Here is a 20,191-nt window from a genome sequence, read left to right on the forward strand (position 1 = left end):
GGCGCCGGGTCCGCCCGTCGAGCGCGGGGCGGCCGGGGGTCAGTCGAGGATCTTCACCGGGTCGCCGACCCGGACGGTGCCGGTGTGCTCGGGGACGAGGTTCTGGCCGAAGACCAGCTTGCCGTCCAGCCTGCGGTGCCGGCCGAGGGCGCGCAGGGGCTCCTTGCCGCGCACGGCGGTCGTCTGGTCGGTGGTGGTCACCACGCACCGCCCGCACGGCTTGGCCACCCGGAAGGTCACCTTGCCGACGGCGAGCCGGGTCCAGTCGTCCTCCGCCCACGGCCCGGTGCCGTCGACGACCAGGTTGGGCCGGAAGCGGTTCATGGGCAGCGGGCCCTCGTGGGCGTGGTCGCCCTGCTCGATCAGGGCGTTGAGGGCGTCGAGGGAGGTGGTGGAGGTCACCAGCAGCGGGTAGCCGTCGGCGAGGCTGACGGTCTCGCCGGGCAGGGCGTACGCGGGGTCGACGGGGCGCCGGTGCTCGGGCGCGTCCAGGTGGACGAGGCGCGCGTCGGTCTCCAGGAAGGCGGAGAACCAGGCGGCCGCCGCCCCGCCGGCGGGCACGGTCTCCACGGGCTTGTCGAAGAGGTCCGCGGTCAGGGTGGCGGAGGGCTCCGGCACGCCGACCGCGAGCGGCTCCAGGCCGGGCGCGGTCAGCCGCAGGCCGCCGTCCGGGAGGGGTTCGGCGGCGGCGAGGGCGAGGCGGGGGTGGCGACGCTGGGTCATGACCGTTCCGCGCGCGTCCACGACCGCCCAGCGGCGGTCGTGGGCGAGGCCCCAGGGTTCTACCTCGGCCTCCGCGCGGTCGAGCGCGCGGAGGGCCTTCACCGGGTGGACGTGGACGGAGCGGAGGACGGGATCAGCCATGGGCTCATCCTGCCAGCCGCTCCGCTCCGCCTCCGCCGGAGCCGTGCGGGCCCGTCAGTAACCGCCGCCCTGGTAGGGACGGTTGTACGGGTCCTGGTAGTGCGCGGGGGCCGGGACCGGCGCCGGTGCGGGGCGCGGGGCGGCCGGGCGCATCGCCTCGTAGCCGGAGGCCATCGGGCGGACCGGCTGCGGGACCGGCCCTCCCGGGTAGCCGCGCGGCGCGGGCTGCTGCGGGATGTAGGGGGTGGGGGCGGGCTGCAGCGGCGCGGGCGCCATCTGCGGGGCCGGCTGCGGGTATCCGTAGCCGCCGCCCTGGTAGGACGGCGCCGGCTGGGGGGACGGCGCCGACGGGAGGGCGGGCAGCGCCGCGGGCAGCGCCGGCAGGTAGGAGCCGGTCGGCGCGGGCGACGGGTAGCCGGTGGGTGCGGGGTAACCGGCGGGTGCCGGGTAGCCGGCGGGGGCCTCGTACGCGGCGGGCACTCGGATCGGGGCGATCTGAGGCGTGCCCCGCTCCGCGACCAGGGAGTCGTAGATAGGGGTGTCCGGGAAGGACGGCGCGGTGTGGTAACCGCCTCCATAGCTGGAGCGGGGGGAGGTCATGGCACATAAGTTAAGCCCACGATCTGCCGATTGGGGAGCCCGCTCAACACCTTCTTTGACAGGGTTCTGACGGTCATGGATCCCCAACCAGAGCGAACATGTCAAAAACGGGCACGCCCTTGTCCCATGATCGCGTAAAACCCGAGCTGGGAGGGGGTTACCGGTGGGTCGGCCCCGACCGCGCCGCGTGAAACCTCCGGTATGAAGAACGGATAAAGAAAAAGGGGCCGGAAGGGGGGAGAGAAGTGATCTTGGGTATACGGAATCGGCAATCGGCGTCCGCAGCCGCCCCGCGCACGCGCCGAATTCGCCGTGTTACTCCCCGTGTCGGGAGGCGAATTCCCCGCCGCCCGGCGCACCGCTTCCGCCCCCGGCGTGGAGCCGCCCCTTCCACGCCCCGCCCCGCCCCCGGTGGTGCCGCACCGCCGAATCCACCGTCATGAGCAGGTAGAGGAAGGCGGTGAACGGCAGCAGCGGCGCCCGCCACGGCGACAGCCGGTAGTAGCGGAGCATCGGCACGTACGTCCCCGCCATCACCGCCCACGCGGCGCCCCCCGCCCACGCCGCCGCCGCGTCCCCGGAGGCGAGCCCCGCCCCGCACGCGACCGGCGGCACCAGATAGACCAGCACGAGGCCGGCGACCGTCCCGAGGAGCAGCGCCGGGCTGTACCGCAGCTGCGCGTACGCGCTCCGCGCCACCATCCCCCACAGCTCCCCGAGCCCCGGATAGGGACGCACCGAGTCGACCCGGTCGGCCAGGCCCAGCCAGATCCGGCCCCCGGCCGCCCGTACCGCGCGCGCCAGCGACACGTCGTCGATCAGCGCGCCGCGGATCGCCTCCGGCACCCCGGCCGCCACGGCCGTCTCCGTCCGCAGCAGCACGCAGCCCCCGGCCGCCGCCGTCGCCCGGGGCCGGGCGGCGTTGATCCGGCGGAAGGGGTAGAGCTGGGCGAAGAAGTAGACGAAGGCCGGCACCACCAGCCGCTCCCAGGCGCCGGCCACCCGCAGCCGTGCCATCTGGGAGACGAGGTCCCGCCCGTCGTCCCGCGCGGCGGCCACGAGCCGCCGCAGGCTGTCCGGCTCGTGGGCGATGTCCGCGTCCGTCAGCAGCAGGAACTCCGGTCCCCGCGCGCGTGCCAGCGCCATTCCGTGCCGCAGCGCCCACAGCTTCCCCGTCCACCCCGGGGCCGGATCGCCCGGCGACGCCACCGTCAGCGGCAGCCCGCCGTGGCGCGCGGCGAGCCCGACGGCGAGGTGCCCGGTCCCGTCCGTGCTCCCGTCGTCCACCAGGACCACCTCCGCCCGCCCCGGATAGTCCTGGGACAGCAGCGACGGCAGGCTCAGCGGGAGCACCCCGGCCTCGTCCCGCGCGGGCACCACGACCACCACGGCGGGCCACTCCTCCGGCACCCCCGGCGCGCGGCCCCCGTCCGCGCCCCGGCGGACCGCCGGGAGGCGCTGGTCCGTCCGCCAGAAGAAGCCCTGGCCGAGCAGGAGCCAGACCCAGACGGCCAGGGAGGCGGAGGCGAACCAGGCAAGGGTGCTCATTTGCCGCAGTCTGCCCCAGAACGCAAGGGATCAGGGGCCCATCGGCTAGGGTGACCGGGTGAAGATCGCGCTCATGGACTCCGGCATCGGCCTCCTCCCGGCAGCCGCCGCGGTGCGCCGGCTGCGCCCGGACGCCGAGCTGCTGCTCTCCAACGACCCCGACGGCATGCCGTGGGGACCGCGTACCGTCGAGGACCTCACCGGACGCGCCCTGGCCGTCGCCCGCGCCGCCGCGGCCCACCGGCCGGACGCGTTGATCGTGGCCTGCAACACCGCCACCGTCCACGCCCTCCCCGCCCTGCGCGCGGCCCTCGAACCGGGGATCCCGGTCATCGGCACCGTCCCCGCGATCAAGCCGGCCGCCGCGGCCGGCGGCAAGGTCGCCATCTGGGCGACCCCCGCCACCACCGGCAGCCCCTACCAGCGCGGACTCATCCACGAGTTCGCCGCGGGCGCCGAGGTCACCGAGGTGCCCTGCCCCGGCCTCGCCGACGCCGTCGAGCACGCCGACCCCGACGCCGTCGACCGGGCCGTCGCCGCCGCCGCCGCGCTCACCCCGCCGGACGTCCGCGCCCTCGTCCTCGGCTGCACCCACTACGAACTCGTCGGGGACCGCATCCTCGCGGCCCTGGCCCCCCGGCGCGCCCCCGGCCTGCCGCCGGTCGTCTTCCACGGCTCCGCCGACGCCGTCGTCGCCCAGGCGCTGCGCCGGCTCGGCGCCGCCCCCGCCCCCGCCGCCGCCCCGGTCGGCACCCTCTCCGTGCTGCTCAGCGGCCGCCCCGGCGCCCTCCCCGCGGCCGCGCTCGCGTACGCCGAGGGGCGGACCCTGGCCGGGGCCCCCGCCGCCTCCCGCTGAATCGTCACTCCTGGTCACCGGACGGCTGCGCTCCGCCGCGCTGAACCGGACATCCCTGGGTAATCTTCCCCGTATGAGGAAGGAATCCGGCCGATCGCGCCATGACGGGCGCCCGCCCGCCCTGTGGACCGGCCGCGCCACCAACCGCTTCCAGTGGGTCGCCGCCGCCGCGGGCGCCGCCTGCATGGCGCTCGGGATCACCCTCGCCGTCGCGTCCCCCTGGCCCTCCGGCACCGCCGCCCTCGTCATGGCCGTCGTCGGCTGCGTCGCGGCCGGCCTCCTCGTCCTCCTCGGCACCCTCGCCTTCGTCCACGTCGAGGTCCGGGTCGACGACCGCGCCATGGAGGTCCGCTGCGGCCACATCGGCGTCCCGCGCCGGACCATCCCGTTCACCGAGGTCCTCGACGCCGACTACGCCCCCCGCGTCACCCCCCGCCACTGGGGCGGCTGGGGCTACCGCTGGCACCCCGACCTGGGCACCGCCGTCGTCGTCCGCCGCGGCGAGGGCCTGGTGCTGCGCCTCGCCGACGGGCGGACCTTCACCGTCACCGTCGACGGCGCCGCCGGGGCGGTCGACTCCATCCGCGGTCGGCTCCGCCACCCGTCCCCGCCGCAGACCCCCGCCGGCGCCTGACCGGCACGCGCGCGTGCGGGCCGGACGCGCCCGGAGGGGCCGCCGCGGGGCCCGGCCCCGCCCCGTGCCGCACCGGGCGTCAACAGGCGCGCCCCGTACACTCCGCAAGGTGAGCACCACCATCACCCCCGAAGCGGCCGGAGCCGCCGACGACGCCTCCGCGACCGAGGCCCGGCCGCGCCGCTTCGGCCGGGCCGCGCGCTTCGCCCGCCCCGGAGCGGCCCTCCTCTCCGGCGTCCTGCTCTACCTGAGCTTCCCGCCGCGCCCCCTGTGGTGGCTCGCGCTGCCCGCCTTCGCCCTGCTCGGCTGGACCCTGCACGGGCGCCGCCCGCGCGCGGGCTTCGGCCTCGGATACCTCGCGGGACTCGGCTTCCTCCTGCCGCTCCTCGTCTGGACCGGCGAGGAGGTCGGCCCGGTGCCGTGGCTCGCCCTCGCCGCGATCGAGGCGCTCTTCGTCGCCGCCGTCGGTCTCGGCGTCGCCGCCGTCTCCCGGCTGCCGTGGTGGCCCGTCTTCGCCGCGGGCGTGTGGATCCTCGGAGAGGCGGCACGCGCGCGCGTGCCCTTCGGCGGCTTCCCGTGGGGCAAGATCGCCTTCGGCCAGGCCGACGGGATCTTCCTCCCGCTCGCCGCCGTCGGCGGCACCCCGGTGCTCGGCTTCGCCGTCGCCCTCTGCGGCTTCGGCCTCTGCGAGGCGGTCCGCCTGGTCCGCCTCCACCGCGCCGGCGGCCCCCTCCCGCGCGGCCCGCTCGCCGCCGCCGCGCTCTCGGTCCTCGTCCCGGTCATCGGCGCCGTCGCCGCCCTGCCGCTGGTCAGCGACGCCGCCGAGGACGGCACCGCCACCGTCGCCGCCATCCAGGGCAACGTCCCCCGCCTCGGCCTCGACTTCAACGCCCAGCGCCGCCAGGTCCTCGACAACCACGCCGCCCGCACCCGCGAGCTCGCCGCGGAGGTGAAGGCCGGCACCCTGCCCCAGCCGGACTTCGTGCTGTGGCCGGAGAACTCCTCCGACATCGACCCCTACGCCAACCCCGACGCCGCCGCCGTCATCGAGGGCGCCGTCGAGGCCGTCGGGGCCCCCACCGTCGTCGGCGCCGTGATCGCCCCGCCGACCGGGAAGCTCCGCAACACCCTCATCCAGTGGGAGCCCGGCCGCGGTCCGGTCGCCACCTACGACAAGCGGCACGTGCAGCCCTTCGGCGAGTACATCCCGATGCGCTCGGTCGTACGCCTCTTCAACAGCAACGTCGACCGCGTGGCCCGCGACTTCGGTCCCGGGACCGAGGTCGGCGTCTTCGACCTCGCCGGCACCAAGGTGGGCCTCGCCACCTGCTACGAGGCCGCCTTCGACTGGGCCGTCCGCGACACCGTCACCCACGGGGCGCAGCTGATCACCGTCCCCAGCAACAACGCCACCTTCGGCCGCAGCGAGATGACCCACCAGCAGCTCGCGATGTCCCGGGTGCGGGCCGTGGAGCACAGCCGGTCCGTGGTCGTGCCCGTGACCAGCGGCGTCAGCGCGGTCATCCGCCCCGACGGCGAGATCGTCTCGAAGACCGCCATGTTCACCCCCGACTACCTGGTCGAGGAGGTGCCCCTGCGGTCCTCCGAGACCCCCGCGACCCGCCTGGGCACCCTGCCGGAGGCCCTGCTCGCCGCCGTGGCCGCCGCCGGCCTCGGCTGGGCCGCGGCCCGTGCCGTGCGCGCCCGGCGCGGGAGGTCCTGAGCCGGGGACCCGTACGGAAGATGATCTAGGGTCGACCGCATGGCTACCCCCGACTTCATCCGAGAGCTCCGCAGGACCGCCGGCCACCAGCTCCTCTTCCTGCCCGGGGCCACCGCCGTCGTCTTCGACGAGCGGGGCCGGGTCCTGCTGGGCCGCCGCAGGGACAACGGGACGTGGGCCGTGATCGGGGGCATCGTCGAACCCGGCGAGCAGCCCGCGGACTGCGCGGTCCGCGAGGTGGAGGAGGAGACCGGGGTGGTGTGCGTGCCGGAGCGGGTCGTCCTGGTCGAGACCCTGCGCAAGCCCGTCGTCTACGCCAACGGCGACGTCTGCCAGTACATGGACGTCACCTTCGCCTGCCGGGCCGTCGGCGGCGAGGCCCGCGTCAACGACGACGAGTCGACCGACGTCCGCTGGTTCGCGCTCGACGCCCTTCCCGGGATGAAGCGTTTCTCCCACCGGCGGATCGAGAAGGCGCTCGCCGGCGGCCCCACCTGGTTCCGCACCGCGCACGGGGACTGAGACCCGGGCCCGCGCGGCGGGACCGGGTCCCTCCCCGGGGCTGGTGCGCACCCGCGTCCGCCGGGTATCCCTGTGTCCATGTCCCACGAACACGTCTCCTACCTGGAACTCCTCGCCCGGGGAGCCGCCACGGAGGCCTACGACCGGCCCGTCCTCCTCGCCCGCGAGAGCGGCGCGGACCCCGAGGCGCTGGCCGGTCTCGAGGAGGCCAAACAGCTCGCCCTGCGCGTCCGCGCCGAACTGCAGGGCCGCCGCAGACGCGAGGCGGAGCTCTCCGCGCTCTTCGCCACCGCCCACGACCTCGCGGGGCTGCGCGACCTCGACGCCGTGCTGCGCGCGATCGTCCAGCGCGCCCGCTCCCTCCTCGGCACCGAGGTCTCCTACCTGAGCCTCAACGACCCGGTGGCCGGCGACACCTACATGCGGGTCACCGAGGGCTCCGTCTCCGCCCGCTTCCAGCAGGTCCGGCTGGGCATGGGCGAAGGGCTCGGCGGGCTCGTCGCGCAGACCGCCCGCCCCTACGTCACGGACGACTACTTCGGCGACGACCGCTTCCAGCACACCCGCACCATCGACACCGCCGTCCGCGACGAGGGCCTCGTCGCCATCCTCGGCGTGCCGCTCACCCTCGGCAGCCAGGTCATCGGCGTGCTCTTCGCCGCCGACCGGCGGGCCCGGGTCTTCGAGCGCGAGCAGGTCGCCCTCCTCGGCTCCTTCGCCGCCCACGCGGCCGTCGCCATCGACACCGCCAACCTGCTCGCCGAGACCCGCTCCGCCCTCGCCGAGCTGGAGCGGGCCAACGACATCATCCGCGAGCACAGCGCCGTCATCGAGCGCGCCTCCGAGGTCCACGACCGCCTCTCCGAGCTGGTCCTGCGCGGCGGCGGCGTCCACGACGTCGCCGAGGCCGTCTCCGAGGTCCTCGGCGGCACCGTCGAGTTCACCGAGACCACCCCGGGCGCGGCCCGCCGCGCCGGCGGACACGCCGTCCGCGACGGCGACGACTGGGTGGCCGCCGTCTCCGCCGGCGGCGAGCACCTGGGCGCGCTCGTGCTCCGCGGCCGCCCCGGCCTCGGCCCCGTCGACCTGCGCACCCTGGAGCGGGCCGCGCTCGTCACCTCCCTGCTGCTGCTCGCCCGCCGCTCGGCCGGGGAGGCCGAGCGGCGGGTCCGGGGCGAGCTCCTCGACGACCTCCTCGACGCCCCCGACCGCGACCGCCGCCTCCTGCGCGAGCGCGCGGCCCGCCTCCGCGCCGACAGCGACGCGCCCCACGTGGTGCTCGCCGCCCGCCTCGACCGGGCCGGACCCGCCGGCGGCGCCGAGCCGCCCGGCCGCGAGAGCGCCGACCGGCAGCGCCTGTGGTCCGCCGCCTCCCACCTCGCCGCCACCCGCGGCGGCCTCGCCTCCGCCCGCGACGGCGGCACGGTCCTCCTGCTGCCGCTCGGGCCCGGCGAGGACGCCGCCGAACTGGCCCGTCAGACCGCCGGCCAGCTGGGCGGCACCCTGCGCGAACCCGTCACCGTCGGCGCCTCGGCCCCCGTCCCGGACCCGCTCGGCCGCCCGGACCGGGTCGCGGGCGCGTACCAGGAGGCCCGCCGCTGCCTCGACGCGCTCCGGCTCCTGCACCGCGCCGGCGAGGGAGCGGCCGCCGAGGACCTGGGCTTCCTGGGACTGCTCCTCGCCGACAGCCGGGACATCGGCGGCTTCGTGGAGCGCACGATCGGCCAGGTCGTCGCCTACGACGGGCGCCGCGGCACGGACCTGGTGCGCACCCTGGAGGCCTACTTCGCCAGCGGCATGAGTCCGGCCCGCACCAAGGACGACCTGCACGTCCACGTGAACACGGTGGCCCAGCGGCTGGAGCGGGTGGGACGGCTCCTCGGACCCGACTGGCAGTCGCCGCCCCGGGCCCTGGAGATACAGCTGGCGCTGCGGCTGCACGCGCTCGCGGCCCGGCCGTGACACCCGGTGACGGAGCGCGGCGACGGCGCGCGGGTGACGCGCGAGGGTGACACGCCGATGTCGATCACGCTTCGAAGCCCGAATCGTGCTACGGTTGACGTGTTGCAGTTGTGGTACCCATGAACCTATGTGCGCCTGACCGGAATGCTTTTCCGCAGGCGCATATTTCGTTTTACCGGCTTCTCCGGATGGGGCCTCTGCCTACCAGAAGGAGAAAATCATGGCGCAGGGAACCGTGAAGTGGTTCAACTCGGAGAAGGGCTTCGGCTTCATCGAGCAGGACGGTGGCGGTCCGGACGTGTTCGCCCACTACTCGAACATCGCCACCCAGGGCTTCCGTGAGCTCCAGGAGGGCCAGCGGGTCTCCTTCGACGTCACGCAGGGCCAGAAGGGCCCGCAGGCGGAGAACATCGTCCCCGCCTGATCATCGGACGCCAGTCCGTCGCTCACCGGGGTTCGCACCGTTCTGGTGCGGACCCCGGTTTGTGCTGTTCGAAGAAAGGCAGAGATATCTATGTCCCGCAGGCCCAGGAAGCCGACCAAGCGCGTCCCGGCAGGCTCGGCTCCGGCTTCGTCCCCGGCCCCGTCCGGCGATTTCCGGATGCCCGAGAGCGCGACGCCCGCCCTCCCCGCCGTGGAGGAGTTCGCCGGCCTGGACATGCCCGCGGGGCTGTTGGCGACCCTCACCGCGCAGGGCGTGACCACGCCCTTCCCCATCCAGGGCGCCACCCTGCCCGACTCCCTCGCCGGCCGTGACGTGCTGGCGCGCGGGCGGACGGGCTCCGGAAAGACCCTCGCGTTCGGCCTCGCCCTGCTGGCCCGTACGGCCGGACTGCGGGCGCAGTCCCGGGCGCCGCTCGCGCTCGTGCTCGTGCCCACCCGCGAGCTCGCGCAGCAGGTGACGGACGCCCTGGCCCCGTACGCGACCGCGGTGAACCTCCGGGTCGCCACCGTCGTCGGCGGGCTGTCGATCACCAAGCAGGCCGCCACGCTGCGGCGCGGCGTCGAGGTGGTCGTGGCCAGCCCGGGCCGCCTCAACGACCTGGTCGAGCGCGGCGACTGCGTGCTGGACGACGTCCGCATCACGGTGCTGGACGAGGCCGACCAGATGACCGACATGGGCTTCCTGCCGCAGATCACCAAGCTGATCAAGCAGGTGCGGCCGGACGGGCAGCGGATGCTCTTCTCCGCCACCCTGGACCGCAACATCGACCAGCTGGTGAAGCGCTTCCTGACCGACCCCGTCGTGCACTCCGTCGACCCGTCCGCGGGCGCGGTCACCACGATGGAGCACCACGTCCTGCACGTGCAGGACGTGACCGACAAGAAGGCCGTCACCACCCGCATCGCGGCCCGCGACGGCCGGGTCATCCTCTTCCTCGACACCAAGCGCTCGGCGGACCGCCTCGCCAAGCGGCTGCTCTCCGTCGGCGTCCGGGCGGCGGCCCTGCACGGCGGCCGCACCCAGCCGCAGCGCAACCGCACCCTGGAGCAGTTCAAGACCGGCCAGGTCACCGCGCTGGTGGCGACGAACGTCGCGGCCCGCGGCATCCACATCGACGACCTCGACCTCGTCGTGAACGTCGACCCGCCGGCCGACCACAAGGACTACCTGCACCGCGGCGGGCGCACCGCCCGGGCCGGCGGCTCCGGCAGCGTCGTCACGCTGGTCCTGCCCGAGCAGAAGCACGAGTTCAGCCGGCTCATGAAGGACGCGGGCATCGCCCCGCGGACGACCCGGCTGAAGTCGAGCGACGAGGAGCTGGCCACCCTCACCGGTGCCCGCGAGCCGTCCGGCGTCGCCGTCACCATCGAGGTGCCCCAGCAGGCGGCCCCGGCGTCCTCGCGCCCGGCGCGCAGGACCGCCGAGGGCGGCGGCCGCCCCTCCCGCCGGCGCAGGAGCGGCGGCGAGGCGACGGTGACGGCCGACGCCCCGGAGCGGACCGGCCGCCGGAGCTCCGGCGCGGCGAAGTCCGCCGGCGGCACGGCGCGTGCCACCGCCTCCGGTGCGGCGAAGGGCGGCTCCGGCGGCGGGGCGCGGAGCACCGGCTCCGGCGCGGCGCGGAGCGCGGCCGGCGGCCGGACCGGCGGGGCGAAGGCCTCCGGCGGGGTCTCCGGCGGCGGGCGCGGCACCGCGCGCCGCTCCGGCTCGGGCGGGGCGGGCACCGCGGGTGACGCCTCGGCCAAGGCCGGGCGCGGCGGCGAGCGCCGCCCCCGTCGGCGTACCTCCGCCTCCGGCGGCGCGACCGAGCGCTGACGGACACGGTCACCCGGGCCCCGGACGGCAGCCGCCGTCCGGGGCCCTTCGCGTGCCGGCGGGGTCTGCGGCCGTGACCTTCCGCGCGCCGGCGCGAGGACCGGCCGGGTTCGTGCGTGCGCGGGTCCGTGGCCCGGCCGCGCCGCGTCCGAATCCGGAAGGTCTCCCGGAACGCGGCCGACCGGTTCCCCCCGCCGCACCTTCCGCCGGGAGGGCAGCGACGGCACCCGCGCCCCCGGCCGCTTCCCGCCCGTCGACACCCACGACGCGGAGGTCACCGGCGCCGAACTCGCCCACCGGCGTCGCCCCGGCCCCCGGCGCCGGGCCGGACCGCCGTCCGCGGGCTCCACGAGGTGGACCCCGCGCTGCTGGGGCGGAGCGTGGCCGGGGGGAGCCGTCAGTCGAGGAGGCCGGCGACGAGCTCGGCGAACGCCTCGGGCGTCAGGACCCGCACGCCGAGCTTCTCGGCGGCGACCGCCTTGGAGCTGGGCTTCCCGCCGGCCGACGGGGCGGCGACGAGGTAGGTGGTCTTCGCGTTGACCCCGCTGCCCGCCCGGCCGCCGGCCCGCTCGATCAGCTCGTTCATCGCCGAGCGGCCGAAGCCGTCCAGACGGCCTGTCATCCTGCCGGTGACGACGACGGTCGCTCCGGCCAGCGGGGCCCCCTCGGGCGCGGCGCCGTCCTCGGCGGGGGCGCCCGACGGCGCGGGCCGCTCGGGCTCGGTCATGTTGACGCCCGCCGCGACGAGCTTGTCGACGACGGGGGCGAGGGCGGCCAGTTCGGCGACGACCACGGGCGCCTTCTCCGGGCCGATGCCCTCGACCGCCAGCAGGTCCTCGGCGGTCGCCGCGCGGATCGCCTCCATCGTGCCGAAGTGCTCCGCGAGCCGGCGGGACATGCGGCGGCCGGTGCCCCGGATGCCCAGGGCGCAGAACACCCGGCTCAGCGGACGCGTCCGGGCCAGCGCGAACTGCTCGGCCAGCTTGGCGCCGCGCCGTGCGCTGCCCGCGGCGAGGGCGAGCTGCTCCTCGGTGAGGGTGAACAGGTCGGCCACGTCCGTCACCAGGCCGGCGTCGATCAGGGCCCTGACGTAGGTCCTGCCGAGGCCGTCGATGTCGAGGACGTCGCGCCCGGCCGCGTACTCGACGAGCGGGGCGAGCGCGCACCCCGCGCCCTTCGCGCACCGCCAGCGCTCCTGGCTCTTGTCGATCTCGCCCGCGCAGTTCGGGCAGGCGGCCGGCAGCGGCACCGGGACGGCGTCCGCCGGACGGAGCTCCGGCACGGGCGCCTGGACGCGGGGGATGATGTCGCCGGCCTTGTACACGGTCACCGTGTCGCCGAGGTGGAGGCCGCGGCGGGCGATGTCGGCCGGGTTGTGCAGGGTGGCGCGGGAGACCGTGGAACCGTCGATCTCGACCGGGTCGAGCAGCGCGGTCGGCGCGAGCACGCCGGTGCGGCCCACCTCCCACACCACCTCCCGCAGCACCGTCTGGCGCTCCACGGCCGACAGCTTGTAGGCGATGGCCCAGTAGGGGAAGCGGCTGCCGAGCCCGGCCGCCGCCTGCTCGGCGGCGCTGTTCGCCTTGACCACCACGCCGTCGATGCCGAAGGGCAGTCCGGCGCGCAGCGCGGCGATCGCGTCCACCCGCTCCTGGGCCTCGGCGACCGTGCTCACGACGTGCAGCCCGGCGGGCGTGTCGGCGGTGGTCCGGACGCCCGCGCGGGCGACGGCGGCCAGCACCTCGGCATGGGTCCCGCCGGAGGGAGGAAACGATCCGCCGTCCAGCTCGACGGCGCCGTACGCCCAGAACGTCATCTCCAGGCGGTACGGCCGGTCCTTCGCCCGGAGCGTGCCCGCCACCGCGTTCCTCGGGTTCGCGAAGGGCGTGCCGCCGTGTGCCGCGCGCACCTCCTGGGCCGTCTCGAACTGCTCGTGGGTGAAGAGCACTTCGCCCCGGACCTCGAAGGTCAGCGGCTCGGCCAGCAGTTCGGGCAGCCCGACGACCGAGCCCACGACGTGGCTGACGTCCTCGCCGTGCGTGCCGTCGCCCCGCGTGACGACCTGCGCGAGCCGCCCGTCCCGGTACCGCGCGGCCACGGCCGCCCCGTCGAGCTTCGGCTCCACGGTGAAACCGCCCTCGACCGGACGGCCGAGCCGCCGCGCCAGCGAGGCGTCCCAGGCGATCAGCTGCTCGGGCCCGAAGACGTTGTCCAGGCTGAGCAGGCGCGTGGTGTGCGCGACGTCGCCCTCCGGCGCCGCGCCGTCGGCGACCAGACCGGTCGGCGACTCCGGAGCCCCGCCCGGGTGCGCCGCCTCCCACGCCAGCACGGCCAGGCGCAGCGCGTCGTAGGAGGCGTCGTCCAACGGGCTGTTCTCGCCCGCGTAGTAGGCGCGGGACGCGGCACGCAGCCGGTCGATCGCCTCCCCGTACGCGGCGGGGGTGGGCAGGACGAGGTACGCCTCAACGGCGGGGGTCGCGGTCATGGACCCATCTTCGCGCGGGGGTCTGACAACGCCTTTCCGGCTGGTGGCGCGTTCCGGCGGCGTACGGCAGGATGCACCACCGGAGGGGATTTGAATGCGTTCAGAATGGTGGTCGGAGGAGGGGCGACGGCACGCGCGCGAGGAGGGACGGTACGACGGCGTCCTCGCCGCCGCGACGGCGGTGCTGCTGGTGGAAGCCGCGATCGCGGCGATCGGCTTCTTCGTGTGGGCGGAGACGGTGGAGACCCCGGCGCGCGCGTACAGCGCCGCGGGACTGCTCGTCATGGTCCTCGCCGCACCTCTCGTGCTGCCGCTCGCCGCGGCCGCCCTCGGCGCGTCGGCGGCCGTGCTCGTGGTGCCGGTGGCGGCCGCGGCCGCATGGCTCGGGCGGCGGTGCTCGGGGCGCGAGGCGTGGTGGTGGGTCCCGGTGGTCGCGGCGGCTGTGGGCGCGGCGGCGGTCCCCGCCGGGCTCCGATGGGATGCGGGCGCGGGTGCGGTCCTCGCCGGATGGATGGCGGTGACGGCTGTCCTCGGGACCCCCGCCCTGGTCGTCCGCCGGATGCTCCTCCCGGACCGGCCCCCGCTGTCCACCCGCACCGTGCTCGGCCGCGTGGCGCTGGGCGGCACCCTCGCCGTCGTCACCGCCTGGGCGGTCGCCGGCGCGGCCCTGCACGCCGGGATCGGGTACGAACCTCCGGGGCTGAGCGCGGAACGGGTCGCGGGCACTTGGGCCGACGGCCGGGGAGGCACCCTCGTCCTCGCAGCCGACGGCACCGCCACGGCCGAGGGCATCCAGACCTTCGGGGGCGAGGGCGAGGGCGGTGGCGTGGGCGACGCCGTGACGGACGCAGGGACTCATGGCGGGCCCGCGACCGGCACGTGCCGGGCCATCGGCGCCTGGACGTACGTACCCGGGACCGACCCGTGGGCCCAGCGCGTCCTGGTCCTGGTCGAGGGCTGCGTCCTCGCCCCGTGGAGCGTCGGCGGAAGTCCGGAGCACCCCACGCTCCTCGTCCACGTCGGCGACCCGGACACCGGGGAGGTCTACGTCCTGCGCGCGCAGGGCCGGTGAGAGGCGAGAGGGGCGGCGGGCGAGGGGGCCATCGGGAGGGGGCGCCCAGGAGGGGCGACTGGGGGAGGGGCCACCTGGAGGAGGCGTCCGGGAGGAGCGGACGGCAGGAGAGGCGGGCGGAAAAGGACAGGAGCGGCGGCGGGGCGGGATCCTACGATCCCGGGGTGAGTACGACGTCGCACGCGCAGCCGAATCCCCGCCGCTCTCCGGAGCCCGCCCCGGCCGGCCCCGAGGCCGCGCTCGCCCTCGCCGCCGCCGAGGGCGGGCCCCCGTCCGGCTGGCGCGCCTGGCCCGGCGAGGTGCTCCGGCCGTCGGTTCGGGTGGCGTTGCTGCGGGCGGAGCTCGTGCGGGAGCCGGAGGTGCTGCGGCGCGAGGAGCGCGGGGAGGAGCTGTACCAGGCCGTCCGCGCGGTGGAGGCGGCCGCGGTGCCGCGGCCGGAGGCGCTCCTCGGGGCGCTGGCCGGGAGCGGGGAGGCCGTCCTGGAGGGAGAGGCGCTGAGGCTGGCCCGGGAGGCGCTGCGGGCGGGAGCCGTCGCCCCCGTCCCCGTGCGCCGGGTCCTGACCGGTCTGCTGGGCTCGGCCCACGCTCCGGTGGTGCGCGGCGCGCTCGCCGAACTCACCGAGCCCTGGGCCGCCGTCGAGCCGCTGCCGGCCGCCCGGTTCGCCGCGCTCCTCGCGCCCGCGACGGCCGGCGCCGCGCTCGCCGCCGCCGCGGCCCACGGCCACGGCGACGTCCTCCGGGAGGCCGCGCGCGACCCCGGGCTCGCGCCCCGCGTACGGGCGCGCGCCCTGGCCCTGTACGGCGACGCGGCCCGGCGCGGGGACGTGCCCGCCGTCCTGGAGACCGCCGGTGAGGACCCGCTGCTGCTCGGCGGCCCCGCGGTCGACTGCCTGCGCGCCCTCCACCGGCGCGGCCACTTCGTCACCGGACCGGACGTGCCGGCGGTCCTGGCGCTCGCGCTCGCCGACCACACGATCCCGGCCCGCTCCGTCGCCACCGTCCTCTTCACCGAACGGCACGCGCTGCTGCGCCTGCTGCTCGACGCCGCACCGGACGATCCCGCGTGGCCCCGCCGCCTCGACCTGCTCGTCGCCCTCGGCGAACAGGGCGTCGGCGGCCTGCCGGTGGCGGCGGGGATCGCCCGCCTCCTGCCGCGCGCCGCAAGGCCCGGGCCCTTCCTGCGCGCCCTGCGCGCCCTGCGCGACCCGGGGACGGAGGACGCCGTCCTCGCCGCCCTCCCGGACGCGCCCGCCGAGGCGCTGGACGCGCTGGAGGCCCTCGGCGGCGAGCGGACGGTACGCGTCCTGGGAGCCGCCCTCGGGCTCGCCCCGGCCGGGCGGGCCTGGGCGGAGGCCGGGCCCGGGGCCGTGCCCGAGCATGGTCTTGCCCCCGAGGCCGGGCCCGAGGCCGGCTCCGAGCCCCGGCCCGAGCGCGTCGAGCGTGCGCTGCGGGCCTTCCCGCACCGGGTCCTGGACCTGGTCTGGATGCTGAACACGGATCCCGGGGTGCGGCGGGAGCTGCTCGCGCGGGTCGACCCGGCGAGGATGCCGGTCCGGATGCTCACCGACCTCTGCGGCCCCGACGAGCGCGAACTCGCCCTGCTCGTCGCGCACGTGGACCCCGAGGACCCGGTCGCCGCCGTCCGCCTGCTCGCCCCGCGCGCCGGCCCGGGCCTGCTGCCCGTCCTCGCCGACCTGCTGCTGCGGATCGCCGGGGACGCGGCCGCGGCCTGGGAGCCGGACGGCCCGCGGCCGGTGCCCGACGCCGAGCCGCGGGTGCCGGAGGAGGTCGTCGAGGCGCTGGCACGCGTGGGCCGGAGCCTGCACGGGCGCGCCCGGATCCGCCCGGTGTGCCTGCTCGACGCCTTCGGCGCGGAGGCCGGGGGCGCGGCGCTCGTCACGGACCTCGCGCTGGGGCTCCTCGACCGCCCCGACCTCACCACGGGCGAACGGACCGTCCTGCTCCGGCTGCTGCTGGACCTGCCCGGTGCCCCGCACCACGTGATCCGGCCCCGCGTGCACGCCCTCCTGCGCGACCCCGACCGGCACGTGCGCAAGCACGTCGTCGCCCTCCTCGCGCGCGACGGCGGGGGCGACGGCGGGGGCGGCGGCGTCGAGGCCGTGTCGGCCACGCTGCTGTCCCTCCTCGGACCGGACCGGGACCCGCAGACCGTGCGCGCCACCCTGAACGCCCTCGGCGACGCCGGTGCCCGCTGGGCGGCGGAGGCGATCGCCGACTGCCTCGACCACCCGCAGGCGAACGTCCGCAAGACGGCGGCCCGCGCCCTCGCCACCGCCGGTTCGCCCCGGGCCGTGCCCCACCTCCTGCGCCGGCTCGCCCGCGACGACAACCCCGGGCTGCGCGTCCTCCTCGTCGACGCCCTCCGCGCCCTCCTCGGCGACACGCTCACCGCCACGGTCACCGCCGCCGCCGACCGCGCGGCCGACGCCCCGGCCCGCGGCCGGCTCCTCGCCGCGATCGCCGCCGGCCCGGGACCCGGCCGGGACGACACCGACCTGCGGCGCCTCACCGAGGACGGGTGGGACCCGGCCGCCGCGCTGCGCCTCGTCGCGCCCCGCGCCCCGGGGGCCCGGCGCACGGTGCGGCTCGGTGCGACGCGCCCCCACCTCTCCGACTGGCTGGAACTGGCCGCCGCTGCGGAGCGGGACCGCCGGACCGTGCTGGCCGTGCTGCCGGCCGAGGTCTGCCCCGCCCCCCGGACCGCCCACGAGCGCGACGTGCTCGCCCGCCACCTCCCGGTCCTCCTCGCCGGCCTCGCGGAGGCGGAGGGGGAGGCGCGCGACGGACTGCTCGGCCTCCTGGAGGAGGTCGCCGGCCGTGCCGCCGTCGGCCCGGACGTCGTCGCGGCCGTACGGGCGCTGCCTCCGCGCCGCCCGGGCCGCCGTTCGACGCTGCCGCTGCTCGGGCGCGCGGGCGCGGTCCTCGTGCGCGCCGACCTGGACCGCGAACTGGCCGCGGCGGCCCTCGACCCCGACCCGCCCCGCGCGAGCGCGCGCGTGCTGCGCGGGGCGTTCGGACCCGCCCGCCCCGCCGCCGGGCGTCCGCCCTGGCGTGCCGGGCTCGTCGACGCCGCACGGAGTCCGGGTGCCTTCGCGGAGCACCGGGCGCGGAACGGTGCCGTCGGCTCGCGTGACCTGATCGGCGCCCTCGTCGAGGCGTACGCCGACGCCGCTCCGGACGTCCGGGCCGCGCTGGTCGACCGGATGACGGAGCTCCAGCCGCTGGACGCGCCGCGGTGGACCCTCGCGGAGGACGCGCGCGCCGCGGACTCCGTGCCCCGGGACGTCCGCCCCGCGGACCTGGACCAGCCGCGTTCGGCCGCCCAGCGCGAACGGCTGCTCGCCCTGCTGGACTCCGACGCCCCCGAGCGGCGGAACGCCGCCGCCCGCACGCTCCTGGCCTGGCCCGAACCGGAGACCCGCGCCGCCGTCCTCCACGCGTACCTGCGCGGCCGCGCCGACGAGCCCGCCGAACAGGCCCTCCGCACCGGCCTCGGGCACGCCCTGGCGGAGGCCGCCCCCGCGCTCCTGCGCGAGCCCGGCGTCCTGCCCGGCAGGGTGGCCCGGATCGCCGCGACGAGCCTCGACGCGGAGCGGATCCCGCCTCTGCTGCCCGTCCTGCTCGACCTGTGGCGGCACGGGCCCGCGGACGCGCGGGCCGACGCGTCCACCGCCCTGCGGCGCCTGCCGGCCGACGCCCTGGCGGCGTGTCTGGAGAGCGAGCTCGCCGCGGGCGCGGTGGGACTGCTCGACCTGCTCGCGGGCCGCCGCCTCAGGCGCACGCCCCTCCTCGAACGGCTCGACGCGCAGCACCCCGGGGCCCGGCTCGCCCTCGTCGACGGCCCGGTGCACGGCCCCGGAGCCGCCGCCCGGCAGGAGGCCGCCCTCCGCACCCTGCGCGAGCGCGCCCCCGCACCCGTACCGACGGCGTCCTCGTCCTCGTACGAGGAGCAGGCCGCCCTGCTGCGGTCGCCCGAACCCCGGCGGGTCCGGCGCGCCCTGGCCCGGCTGACGGAGGGTTCCGTCGTGCTCGAACCAGCACTGCTGGAAGGCGAGTTGAGGGCGCTGCTGGACCATCCGGAGACCGGCGTACGGCTCCACGCGCACCGGACCTCGCGGGCGCTGCTCGACCGGGACACCCATCTGAGGCTGACCGAGGCGCTGCTGGACGACCCGGCGCCCGACGTGGTGCGTGGGGCGGTCCGGGTGCTGTCGGGGGCGCGGTGGCGGCCGGCGGTGCCCGCGTTCGTCGCCCTGCTCGACCACGGCCGCCCGGCCGTGCGCCGGGCGGCGGAGGAGGCCGTCCTCAGGGCGGGCGCGGAGGCCGTGCCCGCCCTGCGCCGGGCGGTGGCGCACGCCCGTCCGGACCGGCGGGCCGGCTACGCGGCCCTGCTCGCCCGGGTCCGGGAGGCGGAGCGGCCGTAGGCGGCGCGGCACGCGGCGGGGGCGGCGCACGCCGACGGGAGTCGGGTGCGCCGCCCTGGCGGCCGGCCGGGAGGGCCGGGGTGCCTACGCGGGGTCGCGGTCGAAGACCGACTTCGACCAGACGTAGCCGAGGACGGTCAGGCCGGCGCACCAGGCCACCGCGAGCCAGCCGTTGTGGCCGATCCCGGTGCCGAGGAGGAGGCCGCGGAGGGTCTCGATGGCGGGGGTGAAGGGCTGGTACTCGGCGATCGGCCGGAACCAGCCGGGCATCGAGTCGATCGGCACGAAGGCGCTGGAGATCAGGGGGAGGACGATCAGCGGGAGGGCGTTGTTGCTCGCCGCCTCGGCGTTCGGGGAGACGAGGCCCATGCCGACCGCGATCCAGGTGAGGGCGAAGGCGATCAGGGCGGTCAGGCCGAAGGCGGCGAGCCATTCGAGGGCGGTCGCGCCGGTGGAGCGGAAGCCGACGGCGACGGCGACGGCACCCACGAGGACCACGCTCATCAGGCACTGGAGGACGCTGCCGACGACGTGGCCGACGAGGATCGACGGGCGGTGGATCGCCATGGTGCGGAAGCGGGCGATGATGCCCTCGGTCATGTCGTTGGAGACCGAGACCGCGGTCCCGACCACCGTGCCGCCGACGGTCATCATCAGGATGCCGGGCACCACGTAGGCGATGTACGCCGCCCGGTCCGCGCCGCCCATGCCGGCGCTCATCACGTCGCCGAAGACGTAGACGAAGAGCAGCAGCATCATCACGGGCGTGAGGAGCAGGTTCAGGGTGAGGGAGGGGTAGCGGCGGGCGTGCAGGAGGTTGCGGCGGAGCATCGTGGACGAGTCGCGCACGGCGAGGGAGAGGGCGCTCATCGGGAGGACTCCTGCGTCTGGTCGGCGGAGGCGGAAGCGGTGCCGGGGGCGGCGGTGGTGGCGGTGAGGGCGAAGAAGACGTCGTCGAGGTCGGGGGTGTGGACGGTGAGTTCGTCCGCCTCGATGCCAGTGGAGTCCAGCCGGTCGAGGATGGCGCGCAGTTCGCGCTGGCTGCCGCCGCTCGGGATCTGGAGGGCCAGTGCCTCGTCGTCGCGGGTGGCCTCCCGGAGGGTCGCCGTGGCGGACCGGTAGGTGTCGGGGTGGGTGAAGCGGAGGCGGACGTGGCCGCCGGGGATCCGGCGCTTGAGCTGGTCGGCGGTGCCTTCGGCGGCGATGCGGCCGTGGTGGAGGAC

Annotated in this window: 14 protein-coding genes and 1 pseudogene; 9 read left to right on the forward strand and 6 right to left on the reverse strand. The window is 76.9% G+C overall.

The features are described from left to right. Positions 1–39: 39 nt before the first annotated feature. From IE287_RS14970 to IE287_RS14980, 3 genes are all read right to left on the reverse strand, one after another. A complete protein-coding gene (locus tag IE287_RS14970; RefSeq protein WP_189849520.1) occupies positions 40–864 on the reverse strand; it encodes an MOSC domain-containing protein in 825 nt (274 codons plus the stop codon). A gap of 54 nt (positions 865–918) precedes the next feature. Further along, positions 919–1,464: a DUF6643 family protein gene (locus tag IE287_RS14975; RefSeq protein ID WP_189849521.1), complete on the reverse strand. Its 546-nt coding sequence runs from the start codon at positions 1,462–1,464 to the stop codon at positions 919–921. Positions 1,465–1,779: 315 nt separating this feature from the next. Continuing rightward, positions 1,780–3,012: a glycosyltransferase gene (locus IE287_RS14980; RefSeq protein ID WP_189849522.1), complete on the reverse strand. Its 1,233-nt coding sequence runs from the start codon at positions 3,010–3,012 to the stop codon at positions 1,780–1,782. Positions 3,013–3,070: 58 nt separating this feature from the next. Here IE287_RS14980 and IE287_RS14985 point away from each other — a divergent pair, with 58 nt between their 5' ends. The 7 genes from IE287_RS14985 to IE287_RS15015 all read left to right on the forward strand — a co-directional run bounded on the left by IE287_RS14985 (position 3,071) and on the right by IE287_RS15015 (position 10,966). Then, on the forward strand, positions 3,071–3,868 hold the full coding sequence (locus IE287_RS14985) for a glutamate racemase (protein WP_189849523.1): 798 nt from the start codon (positions 3,071–3,073) through the stop codon (positions 3,866–3,868). A gap of 73 nt (positions 3,869–3,941) precedes the next feature. Then, positions 3,942–4,502: a hypothetical protein gene (locus tag IE287_RS14990; RefSeq protein ID WP_189849524.1), complete on the forward strand. Its 561-nt coding sequence runs from the start codon at positions 3,942–3,944 to the stop codon at positions 4,500–4,502. A 109-nt stretch (positions 4,503–4,611) separates the two neighbouring features. Next, the gene (gene lnt / locus IE287_RS14995) at positions 4,612–6,225 is read left to right on the forward strand and encodes an apolipoprotein N-acyltransferase (RefSeq protein ID WP_229883493.1); all 1,614 of its coding nucleotides are present in this window, start codon (positions 4,612–4,614) and stop codon (positions 6,223–6,225) included. 39 nt (positions 6,226–6,264) lie between these two features. Next, the gene (locus tag IE287_RS15000) at positions 6,265–6,747 is read left to right on the forward strand and encodes an NUDIX hydrolase (RefSeq protein ID WP_189849525.1); all 483 of its coding nucleotides are present in this window, start codon (positions 6,265–6,267) and stop codon (positions 6,745–6,747) included. Between the two features lie 78 nt (positions 6,748–6,825). After that, complete coding sequence (locus IE287_RS15005) at positions 6,826–8,709, forward strand: helix-turn-helix domain-containing protein (protein WP_189849526.1); 1,884 nt, start codon at positions 6,826–6,828, stop codon at positions 8,707–8,709. A gap of 220 nt (positions 8,710–8,929) precedes the next feature. Then, positions 8,930–9,133: a cold-shock protein gene (locus IE287_RS15010; RefSeq protein WP_007502648.1), complete on the forward strand. Its 204-nt coding sequence runs from the start codon at positions 8,930–8,932 to the stop codon at positions 9,131–9,133. A gap of 90 nt (positions 9,134–9,223) precedes the next feature. Continuing rightward, complete coding sequence (locus IE287_RS15015) at positions 9,224–10,966, forward strand: DEAD/DEAH box helicase (RefSeq protein WP_189849527.1); 1,743 nt, start codon at positions 9,224–9,226, stop codon at positions 10,964–10,966. A gap of 397 nt (positions 10,967–11,363) precedes the next feature. On the opposite strand, the gene ligA is transcribed toward IE287_RS15015, so the two are convergent. Beyond that, positions 11,364–13,451: an NAD-dependent DNA ligase LigA gene (gene ligA, locus IE287_RS15020; protein WP_189849528.1), complete on the reverse strand. Its 2,088-nt coding sequence runs from the start codon at positions 13,449–13,451 to the stop codon at positions 11,364–11,366. A gap of 94 nt (positions 13,452–13,545) precedes the next feature. Here ligA and IE287_RS15025 point away from each other — a divergent pair, with 94 nt between their 5' ends. Together IE287_RS15025 and IE287_RS15030 are read left to right on the forward strand one after the other, a co-directional pair. Continuing rightward, positions 13,546–14,523 (forward strand): hypothetical protein, encoded by a 978-nt coding sequence (locus IE287_RS15025; protein ID WP_189849529.1) that lies wholly within the window; start codon positions 13,546–13,548, stop codon positions 14,521–14,523. 164 nt (positions 14,524–14,687) lie between these two features. Further along, positions 14,688–18,968, forward strand: coding sequence for a HEAT repeat domain-containing protein (locus IE287_RS15030; RefSeq protein WP_189849530.1), 4,281 nt, complete (start codon positions 14,688–14,690; stop codon positions 18,966–18,968). 84 nt (positions 18,969–19,052) lie between these two features. On the opposite strand, the gene IE287_RS15035 is transcribed toward IE287_RS15030, so the two are convergent. Beyond that, positions 19,053–19,838 (reverse strand): ABC transporter permease, encoded by a 786-nt coding sequence (locus tag IE287_RS15035; RefSeq protein WP_189849531.1) that lies wholly within the window; start codon positions 19,836–19,838, stop codon positions 19,053–19,055. Continuing rightward, positions 19,835–20,191 (reverse strand): annotated as a pseudogene (locus tag IE287_RS15040) (DUF4162 domain-containing protein); the annotation flags it as partial. The gene IE287_RS15035 and the pseudogene IE287_RS15040, both read right to left, overlap by 4 nt.

The sequence above is a fragment of the Streptomyces omiyaensis genome (assembly GCF_014650895.1).
Lineage (GTDB): Bacteria > Actinomycetota > Actinomycetes > Streptomycetales > Streptomycetaceae > Streptomyces > Streptomyces omiyaensis.